A 22,400-nucleotide genomic window follows, 5' to 3' on the forward strand; every position below is an offset into this window, starting at 1 on the left:
GAACCCGATGCGGGTGCGGTGCCATCGGTAGCCGAGACAGGCGGGTAGAGGTCGGCCACTATCTCCCGGTCGTCGGGAGCAAGTCCTGCACATCGATGCCCAACGCCGCCGCGAGGCGCGACATCGCCCGCAGGGTCGGATTGGCGGGCGACGTTGCGCTTCCACCGGTCTCGAGCACGCGGTAGTGGCTACGGGTCATCCCGGCCAGATGGGCGAGGGTCTCCTGCGTGAGCCCGGCCTCGATCCGGCGTCGATGGAGTTCCGTGCCGACGGCACGCGCGTAGGCATGCCACGCAGCGTCGTCGTCACGTGTTCCTGCCATGCGCCGGACGGTCCCTGAAGCATGTCCCGGCGATGACTGATATATCTGTCAAAATTGGATCATGGCCGAGATGAACGACACGACGTCCGATGCAGCACGGCGGCTGCTGGCTGAGCCACGCCTCGCTGGGGAGACACCGCCCCTACGTGCGTCGGTGACCGCTGATGAGTGGGGCGCCCACACCATCGCTCTTCCCGGCGTCGGTCGAACGCACCTGTCGAGGGTTGCCGAGGTCGAGCACGTGCTCGACCAGTACCGCCCGCAGATCATGCAGGGCCACGCGTCGGGGCAGGTGGTGGTGGACTTCCTCAAGGGCCGGAGCGTGCTCGGCGACACCCATGAGCAGCGTTTCGTGGAGGGTCGGACCTGGGAGCAGCATGCGCCCTTCACGGACGAGGTCTCGAAGTACGGTGAGTCTCCGCTTGAGGTGACGTCCCAGGTCGTCCTGACGCGGTCTCGGCGACACGGCGAGGGCGAGGCTCCGGCCGACCAGGATCGAGCCACGTGCATCTGGGTGATCCGCGACGGCGATCGCCGTGTGTCACAGAGGGTGGAGTTGCGCGCCGAGGAACTCGATTGGCTGCACCAACTGCTTGACCGGCGGCGGGATCTTTGCGACGCCGGTGGTGAAGCCAGGGAGGCCGATGGTGATGCTGGCGCCGACCACATCGGCAAGGTCATCCAGGCGCTCTCCCGTGCGTGGCGCAACCATCCCGAGGTGAGCCTCGGCGAGCTATTGGATCGTCTGCGTGACCTGTACGACGCGCAGCAGGACGACCGTGGTCGTGCGCGTGCGCTCTCGTGGACGAGCATCGCCGATGATGCACTGATCGCCCTGGTGGACGACCTCGATCGCGCAGAACCCTGACCTGCGATGGTGGGAGAACGCGTCCGCCGCTGCGGCGGATCGCGCGGATCCCGGCCGGCGACGACGCCCTTCTGGAAGATCACTCTTCACTTCTCTCTTCCGCCCCTCTTCTGTGGAGGGGCCGACGGGCGCCGCTCTGAAGGGCCGGGCTCTGCCGATCACGAAGGGCCGCTCGATGCCGCTCCGATCGGCAACACCTGCCGCCGATCCGGGTCACGTGTCGCTGATGGCACCTAGGAGATCTATGTGAGCCAGATCACGCCACCTCAGAGCCCGACCAGTCGACGGTAATCCATCGCTCGGTCAAGAGTGCGCCGCGTCATCCCCGCGGGGCTCATCCCGCACCTACTCAAGGAGCACTTCTCATGACCGATCGTCACCCCACGTCCTCCAAGAACAGCCCGGCCGCCAAGTTCGAGGGCGGCGTCATGGCCGTCTGGTGCGAGGACGCCGTCAAGCACCCGGAGTTCCCGAAGCACGCCTTCTCGACCTACATCGCCCTGTGCCGCTTCGCGGGCGCGAAGGACAGCAAGAAGCCCGGCGTCGCACGTGTTCGCCAGGACACCCTCGCCGCATGCTTCAACATGTCGGAGCGGACCGTGCGGAAGCACGTGAAGGACCTGACCGACGCGGGCTTCGTCGCCTCCATCCGCACCGGGCGATCAAGCGCCTACGTCATCGCGGGTGCCCGATCCAACGGGCGGGTAGTCATCGGTGCGGACATGAGCCCTCGGGCCGTCGCCGCACGCGAGGCGGAGGCAGGCGACCTGGCCACGTCCATCCTGTCCGAGGCGGTCTTCCGGAGGGAGAACCAGCGCACTGGGGTCGCGATCCTCACGAAGGTGGCGGCGAGGCTGCTGGCATTCGGTCACTCTGGGGACGACATCTACGACGTCATCGTCACGTACCTCAACGAGGATGACGCGCAGATCCCCACCGTCTCAGCCTGCCTGAAGATGTTGAGCTCGCGCGGATGAAGCGGGTCGCGCTGTATGCCCGCCTGTCCGTCTCGACCGAGCAGTCGGTCTCGATCCAACGTCAGCTGGCCTCGTGTCGAGAGTACGCCGAGAGGAGAGACTGGGACGTCGTGCTCGAGGCGGTGGACGAGGGTGTGAGCGGGTCCAAGACCGCCCCCGGGTCACGGGCGGGCTGGCGGCGCGTCATTGCGCACGCCGACAGCATCGACGCCGTCATCGTCTGGAAGACCGACCGCCTCAGCCGATCCACCCTCGACCTGGCGCTCGTGCTCAAAGACCTCGCGCAGCTCGAGGTCGGTGTGCTGAGCGTGGACGGGACCGTGGACACCTCGACCGCCCAGGGACGCATGATGGCCCAGCTCATGAGCGTGCTGGCTGAGCATGAGGTCGCCCAGACGAGTGAGCGGGTGAAGGCGGCACGACATGCTCTCGTCACCCGTGGACGCCGCGCCGGCGGTCGGCCGCCGTTCGGGTGGAGGAACATCGACAACCCCTCGGGCCCCGGCAAGATCCTGGCCCACGACCCCGAGCGGATCGACGTGGTCCGTGAGCTCGCCCAACGCGCACTCGCGGGCGATTCCGTATATGCGCTCGTCTGCTGGCTCGAACAGACCGGCGTGCTGCCGCGCCCCCGGCGCCGTACGAGTCTCGCCACTGACGAGCCTCAGCAGCCTGAGAAGTGGCACACCGGGTCTGTTGAGACCATCCTGCGCAACCCTGTTCTTGCAGGGCTCACCGTCTACCGCGGGGACGTCCTTCGCGACGACGACGGCAACGAGAAGGTCGACGAGAGCGTCGCGATCCTGACCCTAGAAGAGCACCGACGTCTTGTTGCCGGCCTTGACGCACGAAAGGTCGGTGCGCGGCCGTGGGGCGGGAACACCGCTCCTGCGATCCTCAGCGGGCTCGCTCGGTGCGGTACCTGCCTTGGCCCGCTACATCGCGGTTCGTCCGGCAGCGCGGTCTACCGCGAGTACCGCTGCGCGAACCGAAAGTGTCAGCAGCGCGTCTCGATCAAGAGGGAGGCATTGGAGGATCACGTGACGTCCGAGCTCCTCTCCCGACATGGCGCCGAGCCCGCGATCCACGTCGTCTCGACGGTTACGGGGGAGCGGGACGTCCTGCGGCAGATCGTCGCCGCTATCAACCAGACGACCGATGCCATGCGCCTCCCTGGTGCCGACGTCCTCGAACTCGCGCGGCGGGTTGAGGAACTGAAGGCTGAGCACGCCGACCAGCTCAGCCGTCCGACGACGACGGTTACCTACCGGGTCAGCCCGACCAGCCTCAACGCCCAATGGGCGGAGGCCAGCGACGACGCCGCCCGCAACACTCTCCTCAAGGGCCGGATCGAGCGCGTCATCGTCGAGAAGCGCCCCAATGCTCGCGGCAAGCCCTTCGACCCCACCAGGGTTCGCATCGAGTACCACGAGGTTGATCCCGCGGAGCAGGCTCGCCAGCAGCGTCTTATCGACATCGCCCACCTGCGCTTTAGGTTCGACAACCGAAACGAGGTCGGCTGAGGCGCCGTGGTCGAACGCAACATGCCCTCATCGTCGGCGAGGCGGCCGGTTCTCCAGGAACGTTCCAAATGTCGCGAGCAACCCGTGGGCCTTTGGCCGTCGAGTGTTCCGAGCTCCATAGAAGTGCAGAATCGGCGCCCGCAGCTAGGGTCGATGCTATGAGCTTGCTTGACCAGATCTTGCCGGTAGTGACACTTCTGATTGGGTCCGGCTTGACCTACCTGATCCAACAGTCAGAGAGTGGGTCGTCGAGGCGGATACGTGCGGGAGAATTGCTCGCGGACCTGCGCCCTCATGTCTGGAGCAAGGACGATGAAGAGGGCTGGATGGGCCTCCAGGTTTATCTGGGTCGCCTTCGAATAAACCTTTTAGAGGCTCGCGTACCTGAGCTGGTGGTTGTTTCCCTTCGCGATGCGGCGGAAGAGTTCTGGCGTCAAACAGATTTCCACGAGTATGAGCATGTCCTTGTCATCACTAACGACGCGGCTGCGCAGGCCTTAGATGCAGCCGAGAACCGGGTGAACCTGTGGCTGCGCAGGGACTGGCGAAGCCGAATTGGCCAGAGAAAATTGCGCAAAGAGGTCCTCGGTGTGCTTCAGTTTGATCTGGACCGGAAGCTCGCCGAGCGACCTTAACCAGTTTAATTTCCCCGAAAGGGCGTGAATTTCGAGGGACCGGGGCGAGATGACAACTAGTGCTGAACGCGTATTCGCAGGCCCGTCGCAATGCTCGGCAGGAATCCACCCGCCGAGCACACCTGGCGGAGATAAGGGGCTACGAGGTCGCAATCGGGGTTGGGACCTGCAAAGAGTTCGCAACCGGCGTGTAGAGATCGACGTCCTGTGCCGCAGTTGATAGCGAGATCACCAACGCGTACCTCACAGGTAGGTCGGCCCGAGTCTTAGACGCATTGTTCTTCCACCAACCGCCGACTGGGAAGACTGCGAGCTTTCCTGAACTCGCAAGTTCGACGCCCGAGGTTTGCCAGATGTCTTGGTGTAGCGAACCTAAGTTGCGCTGGTTGGTCCCGACCAGCCACTTGACCTGCCCACCCGCGGGGCGGCCGCCTTCCTCCTCTGTCCGTGCGTCCTGGTTGACCCGTCGCACGAATTGCTCCTCGGTCTCCAGAGGATCTTGAACCTCGAAGCGCAGGTTGTGAGACGCGTAGCTGTAGCGCCGGCGCCATCCACGGCGAGAAGCCGTGGGCTCAACGAAATACGAAAGCGTGACGCGCAGGTCCACTTGGGCGTCTCCGAGGTCCTGGAGAACTTGTGTCGGCCAGGGCAGGTCATGGAGGCGGAAAGCCGGAATCTTGAACCCATCGCCATCGAAGGGGACGAACTCGTCTTGAAGGACCAGCGTCACCGCTTGGTCCGAAGAGTAAAGAACGCGGTCCTCGGTCGGAACGCCCCAGCCGTATCGGCGGAGCATAGCTTGCTGGGCCTTCTTGCCGGCGCTCCCAGCATCCTTCATGGCAGCCTTCATCGCTGGAGTCCACTCGGCGCTATGCACCACTAGCGCGCGAACTGTCTCGGGCCAATACTCCGGGTAGGTGGCCATTGTGAGCGCTGCCAGACGAGCACATCGAGCGGTAGCCGCGCTGGTCGCGTGCGCCGAGGCGAGCGCGAGATCGTTGGTGTGTCCAGTAGTCCGAGTCGACAGCACTGGCAATCCCGGCTCGAAGAGCGAGGCCCCGTCGTGAAGGACGTTTCCGCCCTCTAGCACGATGTCCGGCTTGATTGGCCAGGGCTTGTGGCCGAATAGCAACGAGGTGCGGCTGTATGGGGATAGCTCGCCCCGATTGGCGACCACATTCCATCCGGCGTAAGTCGGGTCGGTGGGTGCAGTGGTGAGTTCGGTGTACGCGCCGACGGTCAGGGCATTCCAGGCTTGCCCAGGGTCCAGGATTGCGGATAGGTCGGATTGATCCAAGTGATCAGTGACGAAGGTATCAGTATTGCCGGCGGAAACAATGATTAAGCGTGCCCTCTCGGGATCTGGTGCGGAGAGCAGTTCTAACTGTTCGCCGTTTCGGACGACCTCTGCGCCAACGGCGAGCGCGTCTACGGTTGCAGACCACAAGGTTGGCTGACCGGGCACACTAGCGGTGTCAGACTTGACGCTTACGGGCATGCAGAACACGCGGTCACGGCTGGACACCGTTTCAGGCATTGCAACAGCCTGCGCGGTAACGTCGCCGTAGGTGATCGGGTCGTGTCGTCCTTCGCCGTTGCGAGGAAGAATTCGAACGGACTCTAGGCGGTGCCGCAGAACCACAGGGTCGGTACTGGTCAGGTAGTCCTCGAGATCGCCGAACAGGGCGATTCCGGCCATCTTGGTGCCATGTCCATCTTGATCGAAGCCGCTGGCCCCGAACAACGTGTGCAAGTCCTGTTCGGCTAGAGACTGCTCAAGCAGCACATGGGTCCGTGCCACCCCGGTATCGAGATGGCATACCGATGGTGCCAACTCCGAGGCTGGTTCGAGGCGATCGAGGAGGTCGTCGACGTACTCCTGTTGCTCGTCTGGTGTCAGATCCTCGACAGTGTCGACGAACTCGGGGTGGCGGATCTCCGCGAGAGGGACGGCAGTGAAGGGGAGTGCCTCAAGATCGGCCCACGAGCCTTGAACCCACGTCACATCTCGGTCGATTAGGTGCAAGGCCCGAGGTGAAGCTCGGAGGCCTGCGGTCTCCGCATAACGACGGAGAACATCTAGTCCGTCAGACGTAGGCCGCAGCCAGATCTCCCACCAACGCGTGCCGGTCCGCGGGGGCGGACCATCGGACTGCCAGAGGTCGGCAAGCACACTCTGGCGGATCCGTGCAATGTTCGCGACCAGTTCGTTGTTCATCGGGTTTCCCGAAGGGCTTGAGCGCTCGAGGTAGTCCTCGAACAACTTGAGGAACCGGGCTCGGTACATATCGCTGACCCAGATCGTGGCACGCTCGGGAAGGTCCGCTTCAGGATGCGCAGGGAGAACCGAGAGCAGCAGCCACTGCGGGAGTTTAGGGCTCTTGCGGTGCGCGGAGAGCCTTTCCAGGCGCTCGATCGCCAGCGGGTAATCGGCGCTGGTGCCCTCAAGAGTGATCACGGTTCCGAGCGCACGCAGCTCTTCCTCTGCAAGCAGTTCACTCCGTGTCTGGTTGGAGGCCTCCAAAGCGCTTCGAGCCTCACTTAGCCGTGCGCGGCCGTGCCCGACGCGACTTTCAACCGGTCGAACTCCTGGGCCGCCCCCGCCGCGTCGCCTGAACTCCTTGTCGGTGGATCTGTTCTCCACAAGGAGGTGGCTCAGATGTTGACGGGGTTCAGGCAAGGCTGGCCGACTTTCGCGCCTCCAGGGAGTCGCGGAGGACCTCGGTCGTGACCTGGGTGCCCCCGGTCAAGATCACGCCTTTCGCAGCTGACTCGGCGGCCCGGACTAGGTCGGCATGAGAGAGACCTTCCATCGCCGTCCCAAGGCTTGCCCAGCGCACGCCCTTCGCAAGGGTCCCGAGGCGGCGCCGCATCACGGCGACTCCCTGCTTTGAGTCCGGGAGCGCGTAGTCCAGAACCATGTCAAAGCGGCGGAATAGGGCTCTATCCAAGATCTGTCGGTGATTCGTGGCCGCAACGATAAGGCTCTCGCTCCGGTTGTTCTCCAGGAAGACCAGGAAGGAGTTCAGGATGCGACGTGCCTCGCCGACATCGTTGCCCGTCCTGTCGCCTCCGAGAGCGTCGAACTCATCAAACAGGTACACCGCACGTTGCTGCTCGACTGCTTCGAAGATGACGCGAAGTTTGGTTGCTGTTTCTCCCATGAACTTGCTCATCAAGCTATCCAGGCGGATCGTCAGTAGCGGCATCGAGAGCTCGTGTGCAAGGACCGCGGCGGTCATCGTCTTGCCGGTGCCCGGGGGGCCTTCAAGCAACAGCCGGTGTGCAGGCTCGAAGCCGTGGTCCAACAGGTTCTTTCGCTGTCGCTGTTCCGTCAGAATCCGGCCCACCTGGGACGCCAACCCCGGGGGCAGCACCAGCTCCTTCAGCGCGACATCGGGATGGCGAAGGACAACCAGGTCTGCTAGGTCCCCGCGTGGCTTCGCGATCGAGGTCACCTTCGGACCTGAGTCACGTGAGGCCTCGACCGCCGACTTCAATTCAGCCGCGATCTTGTGATGCCCCTTGCGCGCCTCCTGCGCTGCGATCTGCATCGCGACCGAATAGAACGCCTTATCGTCGCCGGCAGCGTGGCTGCGCAGCAGGGCCTTAAGGTGCTCAGCACTCCCAGCCACACCACACCTCCTGCCGCCCATCTGAGCTCGTAAGCGCAGTCTAGGGCCGACCTGCGGCAGAGCCTGCCCGGACGCGCGTGCGATGTGGAGTGCGACCCGCTGCGATGCGATGTGCGTTGCGCACTTTAGTGTGCCGCAGTTGACCCTGCTGCGATCGTGAGCCCCGTGTCATTACCGCGCACGGGCGCGTGAATCCCCAGGCACGTCCATGCGGCCTACCGAGCCACTCCACCGCTCTCACGGCTTACCCGGGGCCGGTCAAGGTCCGTCATTGACGTCAGTGGGTCAGGCAGCATCCGCTCCGATGCGACAACGAGGCGGAGGCAAGGAGGTCCCTGTAAGGGCCGGGGCCTAGGTGCGCCTAAGTCAGTGCGGGACTACGCAGCCGGTCGACCGGTCGAAGTTGAGGCCTCCCCTGAGCCGAATGCCTCCTCGTTTGACACCGCCAGCGAGTTGTAACTGCCGACGCCCGCCCGCCCTTCCGAGGAGGGGCGGGCGTCGGTCTGAGCAGCGCTCAGGTGAGCGTCGGGAACTTCACGCCGGTGTTCGCGTGGCAGCGGTACCCGTTTACGTGCACCGCCAAGTACTGCTGGTGGTGGTCCTCGGCGAAGTAGTACGTCGGGGCCTCGCGCACCTCCGTGGTGATCTCGCCCAGACCGCGGCGGGCGAGCTCCTCGCCGTAGATCTTCGTCAGCTCAGCGGCCGTGGCCTGCTGCTCGGGCGTCGTCCAGTAGATCGCCGAGCGGTACTGGGTGCCGACGTCGTTGCCCTGGCGCATGCCCTGGGTGGGGTCGTGCACCTCGAAGAACAGCTTGACGAGGTCGGCGTAGGAGACGCGGGCGGGGTCGAAGACGATCCGCACGGCCTCGGTGTGGTTGGTCAGGCCCGAGCAGACCTCCTCGTAGGAGGGGTTCGGGGTGGTGCCGCCGGCGTAGCCGACGGAGGTGGAGTAGACGCCCGGCAGCTGCCAGTAGATCTCCTCGGCGCCCCAGAAGCAGCCGAGCCCGAACAGCGCGACCTCGTAGTCGGCCGGGGTCGTGCCGTCGCCGGGGGTGGCGGTCAGCGGGGTGCCGAGCACCAGGTGGGTCTCGCTGAGGGGGAAGGCGCGCTCGGTGCGGCCGGGCAGCGTCTGCGCGGGGTCGACCAGACTCGTCTGCTTGCGGGTGAAGAACATGTGACCTCCTCGGGGTCGATGCATCGATCGTCCCAACACCGCACAAGCCCCGGACGTTCCCGGGACGGCGACCCGTCTGCGCGCACAGGGAACGCACAGCCGGCACCGGGACGCCGTCCAGCCCGCGACCCCACACTGCTGCCATGAGCCACTCCCACGACGACCCCTTCGACCGCGGCTTCGCCCACGACCTCGCCGCGCTCGGCGACCAGCAGAGCCGGATGCGCCGCCGCGCCGTCCTCGGCCTCCTCGGCGCCGGCGGCGTCGGCCTCGGCACGGCCGGCGTCCTGTCGTGGGGCGGGGGAGCAGCGACGGCGGCCGCGGCCGCGGGCGCCTCCTGCGCGACCAGCGAGATCCCGAACGAGACGGCCGGCCCCTACCCGGGCGACGGCTCCAACGGCCCCAACGTGCTCGTCGAGGACGGCGTCGTGCGCCGCGACATCCGCAGGAGCTTCGGGGACGCCGACGGCGTCGCGCAGGGCGTCGACTTCCGGCTCACCCTGACCCTCCAGGCCACCGACACCTGCACGCCGCTGGTCGGCTACGCGGTCTACGCCTGGCACTGCACCCGCGACGGCAACTACTCGTTGTACTCCCAGGGCTTCGAGGACGAGAACTACCTGCGCGGCGTCCAGGTGACCGGGAAGAAGGGCAAGGTCACCTTCCGCAGCATCTACCCGGGCTGCTACTCCGGGCGCTGGCCGCACATCCACTTCGAGGTCTACCGCTCGCGGTCGGCGGCGACCGGGGGCGGCGACCCCGTGGCGACCTCCCAGGTCGCGCTGCCGCGCAAGCAGTCGATGCACGTCTACCGCAACGCCGACGGCTACGAGAGCTCGGTGACCAACCTCGAACGCATCTCGCTGAGCTCCGACAACGTCTTCGGCGACGACGACGGCGTCCGCCAGCTCGCGACCGTCAAGGGCAGCATCGCCGACGGCTACCGCGCGAGCCTCCTCGTGCCCGTCGACGCGTGAGGTCGGGCCCGGGCTCGGTAACCTCGCGCGGGTGAGCGAACAGCAGCGACACGACACCGAGTACGGCAAGACCGGCTTCGAGACCCGAGCCATCCACGCCGGCTACGAGCCCGACCCGACCACCGGCGCGGTGATCCCGCCCATCTACGCCACCTCGACCTACAAGCAGGACGGCGTCGGCGGGCTGCGCGGCGGCTACGAGTACTCCCGCTCGGGCAACCCGACCCGCACCGCGCTGGAGGGCAACCTGGCGGCGCTGGAGGAGGGCGAGCGCGCCTTCGCCTTCGCCTCGGGCCTGGCCGCCGAGGACACCCTGGTGCGGGCGCTGTGCCGGCCCGGCGACCACGTGGTCATCCCCGACGACGCCTACGGCGGCACCTTCCGGCTCTTCGACAAGGTCGAGCGGGCCTGGGGCCTGGAGTACGGCTCGGCACCGGTCTCCGACATCGACGCCGTGCGCGCGGCGATCCGCCCCGGCGCCACCAAGCTGGTCTGGATCGAGACGCCCACCAACCCGATGCTCACCATCGGCGACATCGAGGCGCTGGCCGCGGTCGCCCACGACGCCGGCGCGCTGCTGGTCGTCGACAACACCTTCGCCTCGCCCTACCTCCAGCAGCCGCTCACCCTCGGGGCGGACGTCGTCGTCCACTCGACCACGAAGTACTGCGGCGGCCACTCCGACGTCGTCGGCGGTGCGCTGGTCGTGCGTGACGCCGAGATCGCCGAGAAGGTCGGCTTCCATCAGAACGCGATGGGCGCCGTCGCCGGTCCGTTCGACGCCTGGCTCACGCTGCGCGGTCTGAAGACCCTGGCCCTGCGCATGGAGCGCCACAGCGACAACGCCGAACGGGTCGTGGAGTTCCTGACCTCCCACCCCCAGGTCACCGAGGTCGTCTACCCCGGCCTGCCCGAGCACCCCGGACACGCCGTCGCGGCCCGGCAGATGCGCCGCTTCGGCGGCATGGTCTCCTTCCGCGTCGCCGGCGGCGAGGCCCAGGCGCTCGCGGTCTGCGACCGGGCCCGCATCTTCACCCTGGGCGAGTCGCTCGGCGGCGTCGAGAGCCTCATCGAGCACCCCGGCCGGATGACCCACGCGAGCGTCGCGGGCACCGACCTGGAGGTGCCGGCCGATCTGGTCCGGCTCAGCGTCGGCATCGAGACCGCCGACGATCTGGTCGCCGACCTGGCCGCCGCGCTGGAGGGGTGAGGGCGGGGCCGCGAGATCGTCGTCCGGCCCGGTTAGCCTCATCGTCGTGAGCGACACTCCGCCCCCGTCGGCGAACCGGCTCGGCCACCGGCTCGCCCAGCAGTGGGCCGCGCTGCGCGACGAGCGCGAGCGCCGCCTCGCGCCCGCCGTCCCGGCACCGGCACCGACGCATCCTGGTCGGCTCCCCGTCGGCATCGAGGTCGCCACCTCGTGGGGCTGGCGCTTCCTGGTCATCGCAGGCGCCGGGTACGTCATCGCCAAGGCGGTGGCCTACCTCGCCGTCGTCGTGCTGCCCGTGGTGATCGCGCTCCTGCTCGCCGCGCTGCTGGTGCCGGTGGTCGACGGCATGCGGCGCCTCGGCGTCCCACGGGGCCTGGCCTCGCTGCTCGTCGTCGCCGGCCTGCTCGCCTCCATCGCTCTGCTGCTCACCCTCGCGGGCCAGCAGATCGCCAACGGCGCCGGCGACCTCGCGGGCCAGACCGCCGACGGCATCGGCGAGGTGCGCGACTGGCTGAAGACCGGCCCGCTGCACGCCAGCGACTCCCAGATCAACAACTACCTCCAGCAGGCCCAGGACAGCCTGCAGAAGAACTCCGACGGCGGGGAGATCCTCAAGCGCACCAGCGAGGTGACGACCGCGGTCGGGCACATCCTCGCCGGTTTCTTCATCGTGCTCTTCTCCACCTACTTCTTCCTCGCCGACGGCGCCGGCATCTGGGCCTGGGTCGTGCGGCTCAGCCCGCGCGCCGCCCGCGCCCACGTCGACAGCTCGGGCCGGGTCGCGTGGATCTCGCTCACGCAGTTCGTGCGCGCCACCGTCATCGTGGCCGCCGTCGACGCCATCGGCATCGCCATCGGCGCGGCGATCCTCGGCGTCCCGTTCGTGCTCGCCATCGCCGTGCTGGTGTTCCTGGGCGCCTTCATCCCGCTCATCGGCGCCACGGTCGCCGGAGCAGTGGCCGTGCTCGTCGCCCTCGTCGACCAGGGACCGGTCACGGCCCTGATCATGCTGGCGATCATCGTGGCGGTGCAGCAGCTCGAGGCCCACGTGCTCCAGCCGTTCCTCATGGGCCGCTGGGTCTCGGTGCATCCGCTCGCGGTCATCATCGCGATCGCCACCGGTGTCGTGGTGGCCGGCGTCGCCGGTGCCCTGGTCGCCGTCCCTCTCGCCGCGGCCCTCAACGCCGTCGTCCAGCATCTCGCCGCCTACACCGAGGTGGGCGACGACGACCCCGATGCGGCGTTGTCCGAGGACTACGCCGAGCGGGAGGACTCCGTGCCCGCCGCCTCCGGCGCGCCCGGCGGCGCTGCTCCCGAGGACGCCCGGTGAGCGGCCCGGTCGACACGGCGGTCACCCTCGCGGCGCTGCGCCAGGCGCGCGAGGAGCTGCGCGGCGTGGTGGTGGAGACCCCGATCACGGAGTCCCGCTGGCTGAGCGACCTCGTCGGCGGCCCGGCCTGGCTCAAGTGCGAGAACCTCCAGCGCACAGGGTCGTTCAAGATCCGCGGCGCCTACCTGCGCATCAGCCGGCTCAGCCCCGAGGACCGCGCCCGCGGCGTGGTGGCGGCCTCGGCCGGCAACCACGCGCAGGGGGTGGCGCTCGCGGCCCAGCTGCTCGGCATCCGTGCCACCGTCTTCATGCCCGAGGGCGCCCCGCTGCCCAAGGAGCGCGCCACGCGCGGTTACGGCGCCGACGTCGTCTTCGCCGGCACCTACCTCGAGCAGTCCCTCGCCGCGGCGCGGGCGTTCGCCGAGGAGACCGGCGCCGTGCTCATCCATCCCTTCGACCACCTCGACGTCATCACCGGCCAGGGCACGGCGGGCCTGGAGATCCTCGACCAGGTGCCCGACGCCGCCACCGTCGTCGTGCCCACCGGCGGGGGAGGGCTGCTGGGCGGCATCGCGATCGCCGTCAAGGCCGTGCGCCCCGACGTCCGGGTGCTCGGGGTGCAGGCCAAGGACGCCGCCGCCTACCCCGGCAGCCTCGAGCGCGGCCGGCCGACGCCGCTGACCCGCATGAAGACGATGGCCGACGGCATCGCGGTCGGCCTGCCCGGCGACCTCACCTTCGCCGCGGTGCGCGATCACGTCGACGACGTCCTCACCGTGAGCGAGGACGCGCTGGCCCGCGCCGTCCTTGCCCTCGCCGAGCGCGAGAAGCTCGTCGCCGAGCCTGCGGGGGCCGCGGCCGTCGCGGCGGTGCTCGACCGACCCGAGCTGTTCGCTGCGCCGGTGGTCGCCGTGGTCTCCGGCGGCAACATCGACCCGCTCCTGCTGGGCAAGGTGATCCGGCACGGCATGGCCGCGGCGCGTCGCTACCTCAACCTCGCCGTCACGATCCCCGACGTGCCGGGCGGCCTCGCCACCCTGCTCGGGGTCGTCAGCGGCACCGGCGCGAATGTGCTCGAGGTCGTGCACGAGCGCATCTCGCCGCTGCTCCAGGTCGACGAGGTCGAGGTGCTCCTCCAGCTCGAGACCCGCGGCCCCGAGCACTCCTCGGCCGTCCTGGCCGCGCTCGGGGGAGCCGGGTACGCCGTGCGCACCAGCGCGATCGACTGATCCACGCGGTCGGGCCGTCGCCCGGGCCCGGACATGCCAGAACGCAGACCGGCCGAGGGGAGTCGGGGGATCCGGTCTGCGTTCTGAGCAGGGCGGGTCGCTGAGAGAGCGTCGCCCGGACGACGTCGGTCGAGGAGAGATCTCAGACGTTGACGTCGACGTAGATGGGATAGCCGCGCCCGGCCACCGAGGTGCGCCCGACGGCGTCCACGACGGCCTGGTGCTTGAGCGTCACGCCGAGGGTCTCGGCGATCTTGGCGATGATCGCCTTCTGCCGGGCGAGGATCTCCTCGGCCCGCTCCCGCAGCTCCGCGGGCAGCGGACCGTAGTCGGCCGGCACGTCCCACGGGTCGGTCTGCAGGAGCAGGCCGCGCTCGAGGTTGCGCTCGGCGCGCATGACGTCGAGTTCGATGCGGTCGAGGTTGACCTGCCACGCCTTGTACGCGCTCTCGGCATCCGAGAGCCCGAGTGACGAGCGGTCGACGTACACAGCCGGCACCGGGGCCTCAGGCCACGTTGAGCGAGGCGACGGCGGCCTCGCGCCAGGTGGCGCAGAGGTCGGTGACCAGGCCGAGGCAGCCTTCGGTGAGGCTGACGTCCTTGGCGATGTTGGCGCGCACCAGCTGCAGGTGCAGGTAGTCGTAGATCGAGGCCAGACCAGGCCCGCCGTCCCACTCCTCGACACGCAGGCTCGAGCGGAGCTCGAGAACGATGTCCTGGGCGTGCACCAGCTGACGGTGGGCCTCCTCGACCTGGCCGCCGCGCTGCGCCTCCAGGGCGCGCGTGACGTCGAGGACGAGACGCTCGAAGAGCATCACGAGGAGCCGTGCCGGGCTCGCGGTCGCGACCGCTGCATCCATGTATGCGGCGCGGGGGTTGGTGTTCATCTGGTGCCCTCCTTGGCGTTCGATGAGTGGTGGACGGGTGGTGCGGTGCTGCGGTGCGCCCTGGCGATCAGCCGCTGCTCGAGGAGAGCGAGCTGACCTGCGAGGACAGCCAGTTGGACTGGCTGGTCATCTGGTTGAGCGCCGTCTCCAGGGCGGTGAACTGCCGCTCCAGCGTCGCCCGACGCAGTTGGAGGCGGTCGTCCCAGTCGGAGATCGACTTGTTGAGCCGGGTGATCTCGGTGTTGCGGCCCTGGATGGCGAGGGTGACGATGCCGTCGGTGGAGTCGCTCGCGCCGTTGGCCACGGTGTAGATGCGCTGGACGAAGCCGTTGTTGGCCTTGTCCATCTTCTCCGTGACCGCCGTCGGGTCGGCCGTGTAGGCCTGGGTGAAGGTCGTGGAGTCGAAGCTCAGCAGGCCGTCGCGGGTGACCTGGATGCCCAGGCTGGCCAGCGAGGTGCCGTCGGTCGGGTAGACGGCGGAGAGCAGTGCGTCGCGCAGGTCGCGCACGCTGCTCTCGCCGGCCAGGGTGCCGGCCTTCTTCGTCGTCGCGTTGTAGGCCGAGGCGCTGTCGACGCTCTTGAGGACGTCGTTGATGGCGTCGACGAACGAGGACATCGAGTTCGCCAGGCTGGAGGAATCACGGGTGACGCTGATGGTCGACGTCGTCCCGCTCGTCGCCGCGGAGCCGAGGGTGATGGTGACCCCCGGCATGAGGTCGGTGAAGGTGTTGCTCGTCGAGGTGGCCGTGATGCCGGTGCCGAGATCGATGGCGGCATCGGCGCCGGCCCGGACCGTCGAGCCACCGAGCAGCGCCGATCCGTCGGCGGCGGTGATCTCGAAGTCGGTGGAGGCGCCGGTGGTCGTGGCCTCGACCTGGAGCTTGTAGGAGCCGTCGGCGACCTTGATCGCGGTGGCGCGCAGCCCGGTGTCGTTGGTGGCGCTGTTGATGGCGGTGACCAGACCCTGGAGCGTGCCGTCGCCGGTGTCGATCGTCTGCGGGCTGCCGTCGAAGCGGTTGATGATCACCGAGGTCGAGGCGCCGGTGACGGTGTCGGTGAGCGCGTGGGCGTCGGTGTAGCCGATGCGGTGGGCCGCGGCCACGCTGGTGACCGTCAGGCTGAGGGTGGTCGGCGACGCGCTCGACGTCGTCGTCACGCTCACGGCGGTGTTCGACGAGGTGGCGGTCAGCGGCGACCAGGCGGTGGTCTTCGCCAGCGTCTCGGCCTTGCTGGCCAGGGTCGCGAACTTGGTGTTGATGCTCTGGAGCGAGGAGACGACGGTCTGGGTGTCGCTCACCTTGGTCTTCAGGCGCGACTGCGGAGCCGCCTCCAGCTGCATGAGCTGGCTGATGATGGTGGCGGTGTCGAGGCCGCTGGACAGGCCACTGATGCTCGCGCTGCTCGCCATGACCCCCCCTAGCGTCGTCTAGCGTTCCGGCGGTTCTTCGGTGATGTCGGTGATCTCGGTGAGGGGTCCGGGGGCGGGAGGTCGTCCCGCCCCCGGGCCTCAGGTGCTGACGGGATCAGCCGCGCAGCAGGCTCAGCACGTTCTGCGGAGCCGAGTTGGCCTGCGCGAGCATCGCGGTGCCGGCCTGGGAGAGGATCTGCGAGCGGGTGAAGCTCATCATTTCCTGCGCCATGTCGGTGTCGCGGATGCGGCTCTCGGAGGCCGACAGGTTCTCCACGGCCACGTTGAGGTTGTTGATGGTGTGCTCGAACCGGTTCTGCACCGCACCGAGGTTGGCGCGAGCGGTGGAGACGGCCTTGATCTGCACGTCGATCGAGTCGATGGCCGTGCGGGCGTTGGCCGCGGTGTCGAGCTGGATGCCACCGGAGACCGCGGCACCGGCAGCACCGCCGGTACCGGGGGCGGTGGTGGCCAGGGTGCCGCCGTTGGTGGCGTTGACGACCAGCTTGTTGCTCTGGTCGACGGTCGCGCGGAAGTTGGCCGAGAAGCCGGTGTCGCTGTTGAGCTTGTCGGCGACCTCCTGGACCGTGTTGAAGCTGCCGGCAGCGCCCATGGCGACGGTGGAGCTCGCGACCACGCCGGTGGTCGAGAAGGTCCAGTTGCCGGTCACGGCGGTCGGGGTGGCCACCGCGTAGGAGTTGCCGCCGCCGCTGGCGAGGGCGGTGGCCACGGTGGAGACGTCCGCGGTGTCGAAGTTGAACGAGATGGTGTCGTTCGCGGCCGACGAGCCGGCGCCGACCTGGAAGCTCAGGGTGTTGGCGGAGCCGTCGAGGAGCTTCGTGCCGTTGAAGTTCGTCGAGTTCGCGATGCGGGAGAGCTCGGACTGCAGCTGGTTGCTCTCCGTGGTGATCGCGGTGCGGGCGTCGGAGTTGTTGGTGTCCGAGGACGCCTGGACCGCCAGGTCGCGCATGCGCTGGAGGATCGAGTGGACCTCGGTGAGCGCGCCTTCAGCCGTCTGCACGACCGAGATGCCGTCCTGGGCGTTGCGGACCGCGACCTTGAGACCGCCGGTCTGCGACCGCAGACCCTCGGAGATCGCGAGGCCGGCCGCGTCGTCGGCCGCCCGGTTGATGCGGTAGCCGCTGGACAGCTTCTCCAGCGACTTGCTCATCTGGCCCTGGGTGACCGAGAGGTTGCGGTAGCTGTTGAAGGCGTCGGTGTTGGTGTTGATGCGAAGACCCATGATGGTTCCCTCCTGGTGTGCTGAGTCTGTGGAGCCCGTCCATGGGCTTCCGCCGAGGTGATCGGCCGTGGGAGCCACGGCTTGAGGAATCGGGACGAAGAGATTTGCGGCCGCTGTGGCAGCTGTGGCGGCTGTGATCTCGCCGCCGGTCTCGGGCGCGCTGGACGCCGCGGTCGCGCGCGCCGCGGGGATGGGGGGTACCGGGCCGACCCCGGTGACCCCGGTGAGGGGGGTCGTCATGGGGGCTACCAGCGGGGGCTGGAGGAATCGCCGCGACGGTGCGTGGGGTCACGACGTCACGGCGTCGGATCGCCGGCGGTGGGGGCCGCCGGGGTGGTCCTCCGGATCGGGGGGTGGAGGACGGGCGGCCCGTCGGCTCCGGAGCGTCGTCCGGACCCGACGGGCCGTCGTGGGTGTCGCTGCCGCTCGCCGTCAGGCCGAGCTGTGCAACCGCTGCACCACCGGCGAGTGGTTGAGGCGGTGCGAGGCGTGGCGGGCGGCCACGGCCTCGAAGTAGGCCGAGCGCCGCTGTGCGGCGCAGCCGTCGGGCCGCGGGTGAGCCGGCACGAGCGCCGGGTCGAGCGCGGAGTTCAGCGCGTCGCGCAGCAGCACGAGCGCCTCGGCGCGGATCTGGGAGACCCGCGATTCGGTGACGCCGAGGGTCGCGGCGATCTCGGCCATCGGCCGCTCGGCCAGGAAGTACTCCCGGACGACGATGCGCAGCCGCTCGGGGAGCTCCTCGATGGCGTCGACCAGATAGGCCAGTCGCTCGCGGTGCTCGACGAGCTCCTCGGGCGTCGGCCCCTCGGAGACCAGGAGGTCCTCGAAGGGCGTCTCGGCGCCGCCCTGCAGCGAGAGCACGTTGGCCCGCGCCACGTCGCCGTCGTTGTTCTCGACCTCGGCCACCGAGATGCCCAGGTCGGCGGCGACCTCCGCGTTGTCCGGCACCCGGCCGAGCTTGGCCGCGAGCCGGGTGCGCGCCTCGTCGAGGTCGCGTCCGCGCCGGCGGACCGAGCGCGAGGCCCAGTCGATGCCGCGCAGCTCGTCGAGGATCGCGCCGCGGATGCGGCTGGCGGCGTACCGCGTGAACGGCACCCCGCGACCGGGCTCGAACGCCCGGGCGGCCTTGACCAGCGCGGTGAGGCCTGCCGAGTGCAGGTCGTCGCGGCTGACGTGGGCGGGCACCCGGCTCATGGTCTCCCGCACGATGTGCGAGACCAGGCCCATGTGCGCGACGACGAGGTCGTCATTGGTCGCCGGTGCCGGGAACGCCTCGACGTTGTCGAAACGCTCGGCCGCGGCGGCCGGGTCGAGGTCCTGCGGTCCCGGGGCGCTCATGACGCGACCCGCTGATCCGTGGAGCCCTCGACGGACTCGGTGTTTCCTGCGTTCTTCCCGCTGACCGTGCTCTCGAGCCGGTCGATGTCGACGATGACATGCATGGCGGATCCCCCTCCCAGAACTGCTTGTCGAGGCCCTCCCTGACACTCGACGGCATGAGAGTGCACCGAAGTCTGGTAAAGGCGTTAAGGAAATCATGAGAACCACCCGTTCGTACTAGACCGGTCCGGACGTTCGGCCCTCATCCGGCTCCCACACCGCCCCGAACGGACGACGACGGCGGATCCCTCAGGTCGCCGCGCGCAGGGCCGATCACCTCCTCAGGACGCCGGATCCGGGCCGGCGACGACGGAGAGGGGTGAGGTCGTGGAGAGGCTCTCGCAGATCCTGTGGCGCGAGCGCGACCTGCTCGAACTGCTGCTGTACCGGCTCGAGGTCGAGCAGCTCGTGCTGGCGAGCGGACGCACGATGTGGCTCATGCGCGCGGCCCGCGAGGTCGAGCAGACCCTGGAGACCCTCCGGGAGACCGAGGTGCTGCGCGCGGTCGCCGCCGACGAGGCCGCCGGACTGGTCGGCCTGCCGCCCAACCCGTCGCTGCGCGAACTGGCCCAGCACTGCGAGGAGCCCTGGACGACGATCCTGCTCGACCACCGCGCGGCCTTCGAGTCCGTCACCCGCCAGATCACCGCGATGGCCGATGCCAACCGCGACCTGATCACGAGCGGCTACCGCTCGGCCCGGGAGACGCTGCTCTCGATCGGCGACGAGGACCGGTCGGGCTACAACCCCGACGGCACCGTGCAGGGCGGACCCGCCGTGTCGCGCTACGTCGACCGGAGCCTGTGAGCCATGTCCGGTTCGTTCTCCTCGCTCAACACCGCGCTCACCGCGCTGCGCTACACGAGCGCTGCCCTCGACGTCGCGAGCAACAACATCGCCAACGTCAACACCGAGGGCTACACCCGTCGCCGGGTCATCGCCGAGTCCATCGGCGCTCCCTCGGTGCCGGCCAACTGGTCGATCTACGACGGGGTCGGCGGCGGCGTCGCGACCAACGGCGTCCAACGTCTCAGCGACGACCTCCTCGACGCCCGGTCGCGGGCCGAGCACGGCAACCAGAGCTACCTCGACGTCCGCTCGACGGTCCTCCAGCGGGTCGAGAGCGGCATCGGAGAGCCCGGCGACAGCGGTGTGACGGCCGCCCTCGGCGACTTCCGCGCGGCCTGGCACGACCTGGCCAACGACCCGGGCGGCACCGCCACCCGGCAGGTCGTGATGTCCTCGGCCGTCGCCCTCACCGACGCGATCCACGCGCAGGCGAGTGCGATCGAGGCCGAGCAGAGCACGCAGCGCTCGCACATGAACAGCGCCGTCAGCGAGGTCAACGCGGTCGCGAAGCAGTTGGCCGACGCCAACCGCACCATCGCCGCCTCGCGCCTGGACGGCGTCGACGTCTCCAACCTCCAGGACCAGCGCGACAAGCTCGCCCAGCGCCTCGCCGAGCTCACCGGCGGTACCGCGACGCCGCGTGCGGACGGCGGTCTCGACGTCTCGGTCGGCGGGGTCGGCCTCGTCTCGGGCTCGACCGCGAAGTCGCTCGTGGTCTCCAGCGGGATCAACCCCGACGGCACCCCCGACGGCAACCCGCTCGTGCTCGGGATCTCCGACGGCACCACGACGACCCCGGTGACGGGCCTGACCGGCGAGGTCGGCGCGATCTCCGATCTGCTGACCACCACGCTGCCCGCCTACGCCTCGGGCCTCGACGCGGTCGCCAAGGGCCTGGCCGACACGGTCAACGCCCTCCACCAGTCGGGCTACGACCTCAGCGGCACCGCCGGCGGGGCGTTCTTCAGCTACAGCGCCACCGGCGCGGCCGCCAGCCTGACATTGGCGATCACCGACACCAGCAAGATCGCCGCCGCCGGCACCAGCGGCGGCACGCTCGACGGGTCGATCGCCGACAAGCTCGGCGCGAGCGGGACGGCGGAGTCGTCCTACCAGCAGCTGGTCTCCGGCTTCGGCACCGAGGTGGCCTCGGTCAAGCGGCGCCAGACCACGCAGCAACTGCTCACCACGCAGATCGACAACGCCCGCCAGCAGCTCTCGGGCGTCAACCTCGACGAGGAGACGGTCAACATGCTCTCCGCCCAGCGCGCCTACGAGGCAGCCGCCCGGGTGATGACCACGGTCGACTCCGTGCTCGACACCCTCATCAACCGCACCGGGGTGACCCGATGATCGGGGTGGCGGCATGAGCGTCGTCCGTGTCACCCAGCCGATGCTGGTGGCCTCGTCGCTGCGCAACCTCCAGGGCGGGCTGAACAAGTACGCCGACCTCCAGGAGCAGCTCTCGACCGGCAAACGGGTCAACCGGGCCTCGGACTCGCCGTCCGACGCCACCGGGTCGATGCGCACCCGGGTGGCGATCAGCGACCAGAACCACTACGTCCGCAACGCCGAGAACGGCATCGGCTGGCTGGGCACCGTCGACACCACGCTGTCCTCGATGGCCGACAGCACCCGACGTGCCCGCGAGCTCGGCCTCCAGGGCGTCTCGACCGGCACTTCGTCGGTGAACTCGCGCGAGGCCCTGGCCGTGGAGGTCGACCAGATCCGAGCCGACCTCATCTCGCAGGCGAACACGACCTACCTCGGCCGTCCGGTCTTCGGGGGGACGACGGCCGGCGCGGCCGCCTTCGACACCACGACCGGCGCCTACCTCGGCGACTCCGGCCAGGTGATGCGCACCGTCGCCGACGGCGTGCAGGTGCGGGTCGACATGCCGGGCACCTCGGTCGTCGGGCCCGACGGCGCGTCGCTCTTCGACGACCTGACCACGCTCTCGACCGCTCTCCGGGCCGGCGATGAGACCTCCATGCGGACCGCCCTGTCGAACCTCCAGGGCCGGCTGAACGACATCAGCACGGCGCAGGCGACGGTCGGTGCCTCCTACAAGCGCCTGGAGCAGGCCTCGCAGAAGGGCCAGGACTCGGTGGTCGCGCTCCGGACCACGCTCTCGGACCTCGAGGACGCCGATCTGCCGCAGACGCTGATGAACCTGAAGATGCAGGAGGTCGCCTACCAGGCGGCGCTGGGTGCGACCAGCAAGGCCCTCCAGCCGAGCCTGATCGACTTCCTGAGGTGAAGACTGCGATGATCGCCACCGATGTCCAGACCGTCAGGAGTGTCATGCCCGACGACGTGCCGGTGATCGAGTTCGTGCACCCGATGCCCGGGTTCGACGAGCTGGTCCGGTTCGCCCTCGTCCAACTCGACGACGACGGCGTGCTGTGCGCGCTGCGCTCGGTGGAGGACCCCGACGTGAGGTTCCTCGTGGTGCCTCCGCACCTGTTCTTCCCCGACTACGCCCCGGTGCTCGACGACGAGACCGTGGCCGAGCTCGGCATCGAGTCGGCCGACGACGTCGTCCTGCTCGTGGTGCTCAACGCCACCGAGTCGCTGGCCGACACGACCGCGAACCTGCTCGCGCCGATCGTCGTCAACACCGCCGGGCGCCGCGCGGCCCAGGTCATCCTGGCCGACACCGAGCTCCCGATCCGGGCCCCGCTGATCGCCTGATCCGCTCGCCCGATCGCGGGTGTCGCGCCCCGCGGGCTGGCCCCGACCGGTAGCGTTCG

Annotated in this window: 21 protein-coding genes; 12 read left to right on the forward strand and 9 right to left on the reverse strand. The window is 68.8% G+C overall.

All coding sequences use genetic code 11. From position 1 onward, the window contains the following. Nucleotides 1-58 precede the first annotated feature (58 nt). Complete coding sequence (locus ABD671_RS07670; protein WP_344732704.1) at nucleotides 59-322, reverse strand: helix-turn-helix transcriptional regulator; 264 nt, start codon at nucleotides 320-322, stop codon at nucleotides 59-61. A 61-nt stretch (nucleotides 323-383) separates the two neighbouring features. Here ABD671_RS07670 and ABD671_RS07675 point away from each other — a divergent pair, with 61 nt between their 5' ends. The 4 genes from ABD671_RS07675 to ABD671_RS07690 all read left to right on the forward strand — a co-directional run bounded on the left by ABD671_RS07675 (nucleotide 384) and on the right by ABD671_RS07690 (nucleotide 4,325). After that, nucleotides 384-1,190, forward strand: a complete 807-nt coding sequence (locus tag ABD671_RS07675) for a hypothetical protein (RefSeq protein ID WP_344732705.1) — start codon at nucleotides 384-386, stop codon at nucleotides 1,188-1,190. Nucleotides 1,191-1,555: 365 nt separating this feature from the next. Further along, nucleotides 1,556-2,167 carry a hypothetical protein gene (locus ABD671_RS07680; RefSeq protein ID WP_344732706.1) on the forward strand — a complete coding sequence of 204 codons (612 nt, stop codon included), beginning with the start codon at nucleotides 1,556-1,558 and terminating at the stop codon, nucleotides 2,165-2,167. Continuing rightward, nucleotides 2,164-3,690 carry a recombinase family protein gene (locus ABD671_RS07685; protein ID WP_344732707.1) on the forward strand — a complete coding sequence of 509 codons (1,527 nt, stop codon included), beginning with the start codon at nucleotides 2,164-2,166 and terminating at the stop codon, nucleotides 3,688-3,690. Before ABD671_RS07680 ends, ABD671_RS07685 begins: the two co-directional genes overlap by 4 nt. A 158-nt stretch (nucleotides 3,691-3,848) precedes the next feature. Further along, nucleotides 3,849-4,325, forward strand: coding sequence for a hypothetical protein (locus tag ABD671_RS07690; RefSeq protein WP_344732708.1), 477 nt, complete (start codon nucleotides 3,849-3,851; stop codon nucleotides 4,323-4,325). A gap of 139 nt (nucleotides 4,326-4,464) precedes the next feature. Here ABD671_RS07690 and ABD671_RS07695 read toward each other — a convergent pair whose 3' ends face one another. The 3 genes from ABD671_RS07695 to msrA all read right to left on the reverse strand — a co-directional run bounded on the left by ABD671_RS07695 (nucleotide 4,465) and on the right by msrA (nucleotide 9,134). Continuing rightward, nucleotides 4,465-6,849 (reverse strand): S8 family peptidase, encoded by a 2,385-nt coding sequence (locus tag ABD671_RS07695; RefSeq protein ID WP_344732709.1) that lies wholly within the window; start codon nucleotides 6,847-6,849, stop codon nucleotides 4,465-4,467. A gap of 148 nt (nucleotides 6,850-6,997) precedes the next feature. Next, nucleotides 6,998-7,960 (reverse strand): AAA family ATPase, encoded by a 963-nt coding sequence (locus ABD671_RS07700; protein WP_344732710.1) that lies wholly within the window; start codon nucleotides 7,958-7,960, stop codon nucleotides 6,998-7,000. Between the two features lie 514 nt (nucleotides 7,961-8,474). Beyond that, on the reverse strand, nucleotides 8,475-9,134 hold the full coding sequence (gene msrA, locus ABD671_RS07705; protein ID WP_344732711.1) for a peptide-methionine (S)-S-oxide reductase MsrA: 660 nt from the start codon (nucleotides 9,132-9,134) through the stop codon (nucleotides 8,475-8,477). Between the two features lie 143 nt (nucleotides 9,135-9,277). Between msrA and ABD671_RS07710 the strand changes: the two genes are divergently transcribed. Genes ABD671_RS07710 through ilvA form a run of 4 tightly spaced genes read left to right on the forward strand, consistent with a single transcriptional unit; the run spans nucleotide 9,278 to nucleotide 13,880 of the window. Next, nucleotides 9,278-10,111 carry a peptidase associated/transthyretin-like domain-containing protein gene (locus tag ABD671_RS07710; protein ID WP_344732712.1) on the forward strand — a complete coding sequence of 278 codons (834 nt, stop codon included), beginning with the start codon at nucleotides 9,278-9,280 and terminating at the stop codon, nucleotides 10,109-10,111. A 31-nt stretch (nucleotides 10,112-10,142) separates the two neighbouring features. After that, nucleotides 10,143-11,321: a cystathionine gamma-synthase gene (locus ABD671_RS07715; protein ID WP_344732713.1), complete on the forward strand. Its 1,179-nt coding sequence runs from the start codon at nucleotides 10,143-10,145 to the stop codon at nucleotides 11,319-11,321. A gap of 46 nt (nucleotides 11,322-11,367) precedes the next feature. After that, a complete protein-coding gene (locus ABD671_RS07720) occupies nucleotides 11,368-12,651 on the forward strand; it encodes an AI-2E family transporter (RefSeq protein ID WP_344732714.1) in 1,284 nt (427 codons plus the stop codon). Beyond that, complete coding sequence (gene ilvA / locus ABD671_RS07725; protein WP_344732715.1) at nucleotides 12,648-13,880, forward strand: threonine ammonia-lyase; 1,233 nt, start codon at nucleotides 12,648-12,650, stop codon at nucleotides 13,878-13,880. The genes ABD671_RS07720 and ilvA overlap by 4 nt, the downstream gene beginning before the upstream one ends. 142 nt (nucleotides 13,881-14,022) lie before the next feature. Here ilvA and ABD671_RS07730 read toward each other — a convergent pair whose 3' ends face one another. From ABD671_RS07730 to ABD671_RS07750, 5 genes are all read right to left on the reverse strand, one after another. Continuing rightward, the gene (locus ABD671_RS07730; protein WP_344732716.1) at nucleotides 14,023-14,379 is read right to left on the reverse strand and encodes a hypothetical protein; all 357 of its coding nucleotides are present in this window, start codon (nucleotides 14,377-14,379) and stop codon (nucleotides 14,023-14,025) included. A 7-nt stretch (nucleotides 14,380-14,386) separates the two neighbouring features. After that, the gene (fliS, locus tag ABD671_RS07735; RefSeq protein WP_344732717.1) at nucleotides 14,387-14,767 is read right to left on the reverse strand and encodes a flagellar export chaperone FliS; all 381 of its coding nucleotides are present in this window, start codon (nucleotides 14,765-14,767) and stop codon (nucleotides 14,387-14,389) included. Between the two features lie 67 nt (nucleotides 14,768-14,834). Then, on the reverse strand, nucleotides 14,835-16,175 hold the full coding sequence (fliD, locus tag ABD671_RS07740; RefSeq protein ID WP_344732718.1) for a flagellar filament capping protein FliD: 1,341 nt from the start codon (nucleotides 16,173-16,175) through the stop codon (nucleotides 14,835-14,837). 115 nt (nucleotides 16,176-16,290) lie between these two features. Next, a complete protein-coding gene (locus ABD671_RS07745; protein ID WP_344732719.1) occupies nucleotides 16,291-17,418 on the reverse strand; it encodes a flagellin N-terminal helical domain-containing protein in 1,128 nt (375 codons plus the stop codon). 432 nt (nucleotides 17,419-17,850) lie between these two features. Then, the gene (locus ABD671_RS07750) at nucleotides 17,851-18,756 is read right to left on the reverse strand and encodes a sigma-70 family RNA polymerase sigma factor (RefSeq protein ID WP_344732720.1); all 906 of its coding nucleotides are present in this window, start codon (nucleotides 18,754-18,756) and stop codon (nucleotides 17,851-17,853) included. 369 nt (nucleotides 18,757-19,125) lie between these two features. On the opposite strand from ABD671_RS07750, the gene flgN reads away from it, so the two are divergent. Genes flgN through fliW form a run of 4 tightly spaced genes read left to right on the forward strand, consistent with a single transcriptional unit; the run spans nucleotide 19,126 to nucleotide 22,341 of the window. Further along, entirely contained in the window at nucleotides 19,126-19,605 is a 480-nt protein-coding gene (gene flgN, locus ABD671_RS07755) for a flagellar export chaperone FlgN (RefSeq protein ID WP_344732721.1), read from the forward strand. Between the two features lie 3 nt (nucleotides 19,606-19,608). Further along, on the forward strand, nucleotides 19,609-21,000 hold the full coding sequence (gene flgK, locus ABD671_RS07760; RefSeq protein ID WP_344732722.1) for a flagellar hook-associated protein FlgK: 1,392 nt from the start codon (nucleotides 19,609-19,611) through the stop codon (nucleotides 20,998-21,000). 13 nt (nucleotides 21,001-21,013) lie between these two features. Next, on the forward strand, nucleotides 21,014-21,907 hold the full coding sequence (flgL, locus tag ABD671_RS07765) for a flagellar hook-associated protein FlgL (protein WP_344732723.1): 894 nt from the start codon (nucleotides 21,014-21,016) through the stop codon (nucleotides 21,905-21,907). Between the two features lie 44 nt (nucleotides 21,908-21,951). After that, entirely contained in the window at nucleotides 21,952-22,341 is a 390-nt protein-coding gene (gene fliW, locus ABD671_RS07770; RefSeq protein ID WP_344732724.1) for a flagellar assembly protein FliW, read from the forward strand. Nucleotides 22,342-22,400: the final 59 nt, after the last annotated feature.

This window comes from Nocardioides fonticola (assembly GCF_039536805.1).
Lineage (GTDB): Bacteria > Actinomycetota > Actinomycetes > Propionibacteriales > Nocardioidaceae > Nocardioides > Nocardioides fonticola.

Excerpts from the sequence above, each read along its gene's own strand:
- ABD671_RS07710 (WP_344732712.1), top strand. The coding sequence starts at position 9,278 with ATGAGCCACTCCCACGACGACCCCTTCGACCGCGGCTTCGCCCACGAC.
- ABD671_RS07685 (WP_344732707.1), top strand. The coding sequence starts at position 2,164 with ATGAAGCGGGTCGCGCTGTATGCCCGCCTGTCCGTCTCGACCGAGCAG.
- fliS (WP_344732717.1), bottom strand. The coding sequence starts at position 14,767 with ATGAACACCAACCCCCGCGCCGCATACATGGATGCAGCGGTCGCGACC.
- flgL (WP_344732723.1), top strand. The coding sequence starts at position 21,014 with ATGAGCGTCGTCCGTGTCACCCAGCCGATGCTGGTGGCCTCGTCGCTG.
- ABD671_RS07675 (WP_344732705.1), top strand. The coding sequence starts at position 384 with ATGGCCGAGATGAACGACACGACGTCCGATGCAGCACGGCGGCTGCTG.
- ABD671_RS07680 (WP_344732706.1), top strand. The coding sequence starts at position 1,556 with ATGACCGATCGTCACCCCACGTCCTCCAAGAACAGCCCGGCCGCCAAG.
- fliD (WP_344732718.1), bottom strand. The coding sequence starts at position 16,175 with ATGGCGAGCAGCGCGAGCATCAGTGGCCTGTCCAGCGGCCTCGACACC.
- msrA (WP_344732711.1), bottom strand. The coding sequence starts at position 9,134 with ATGTTCTTCACCCGCAAGCAGACGAGTCTGGTCGACCCCGCGCAGACG.
- ABD671_RS07670 (WP_344732704.1), bottom strand. The coding sequence starts at position 322 with ATGGCAGGAACACGTGACGACGACGCTGCGTGGCATGCCTACGCGCGT.
- fliW (WP_344732724.1), top strand. The coding sequence starts at position 21,952 with ATGCCCGACGACGTGCCGGTGATCGAGTTCGTGCACCCGATGCCCGGG.
- flgK (WP_344732722.1), top strand. The coding sequence starts at position 19,609 with ATGTCCGGTTCGTTCTCCTCGCTCAACACCGCGCTCACCGCGCTGCGC.
- ABD671_RS07750 (WP_344732720.1), bottom strand. The coding sequence starts at position 18,756 with ATGAGCGCCCCGGGACCGCAGGACCTCGACCCGGCCGCCGCGGCCGAG.
- ABD671_RS07690 (WP_344732708.1), top strand. The coding sequence starts at position 3,849 with ATGAGCTTGCTTGACCAGATCTTGCCGGTAGTGACACTTCTGATTGGG.
- ABD671_RS07745 (WP_344732719.1), bottom strand. The coding sequence starts at position 17,418 with ATGGGTCTTCGCATCAACACCAACACCGACGCCTTCAACAGCTACCGC.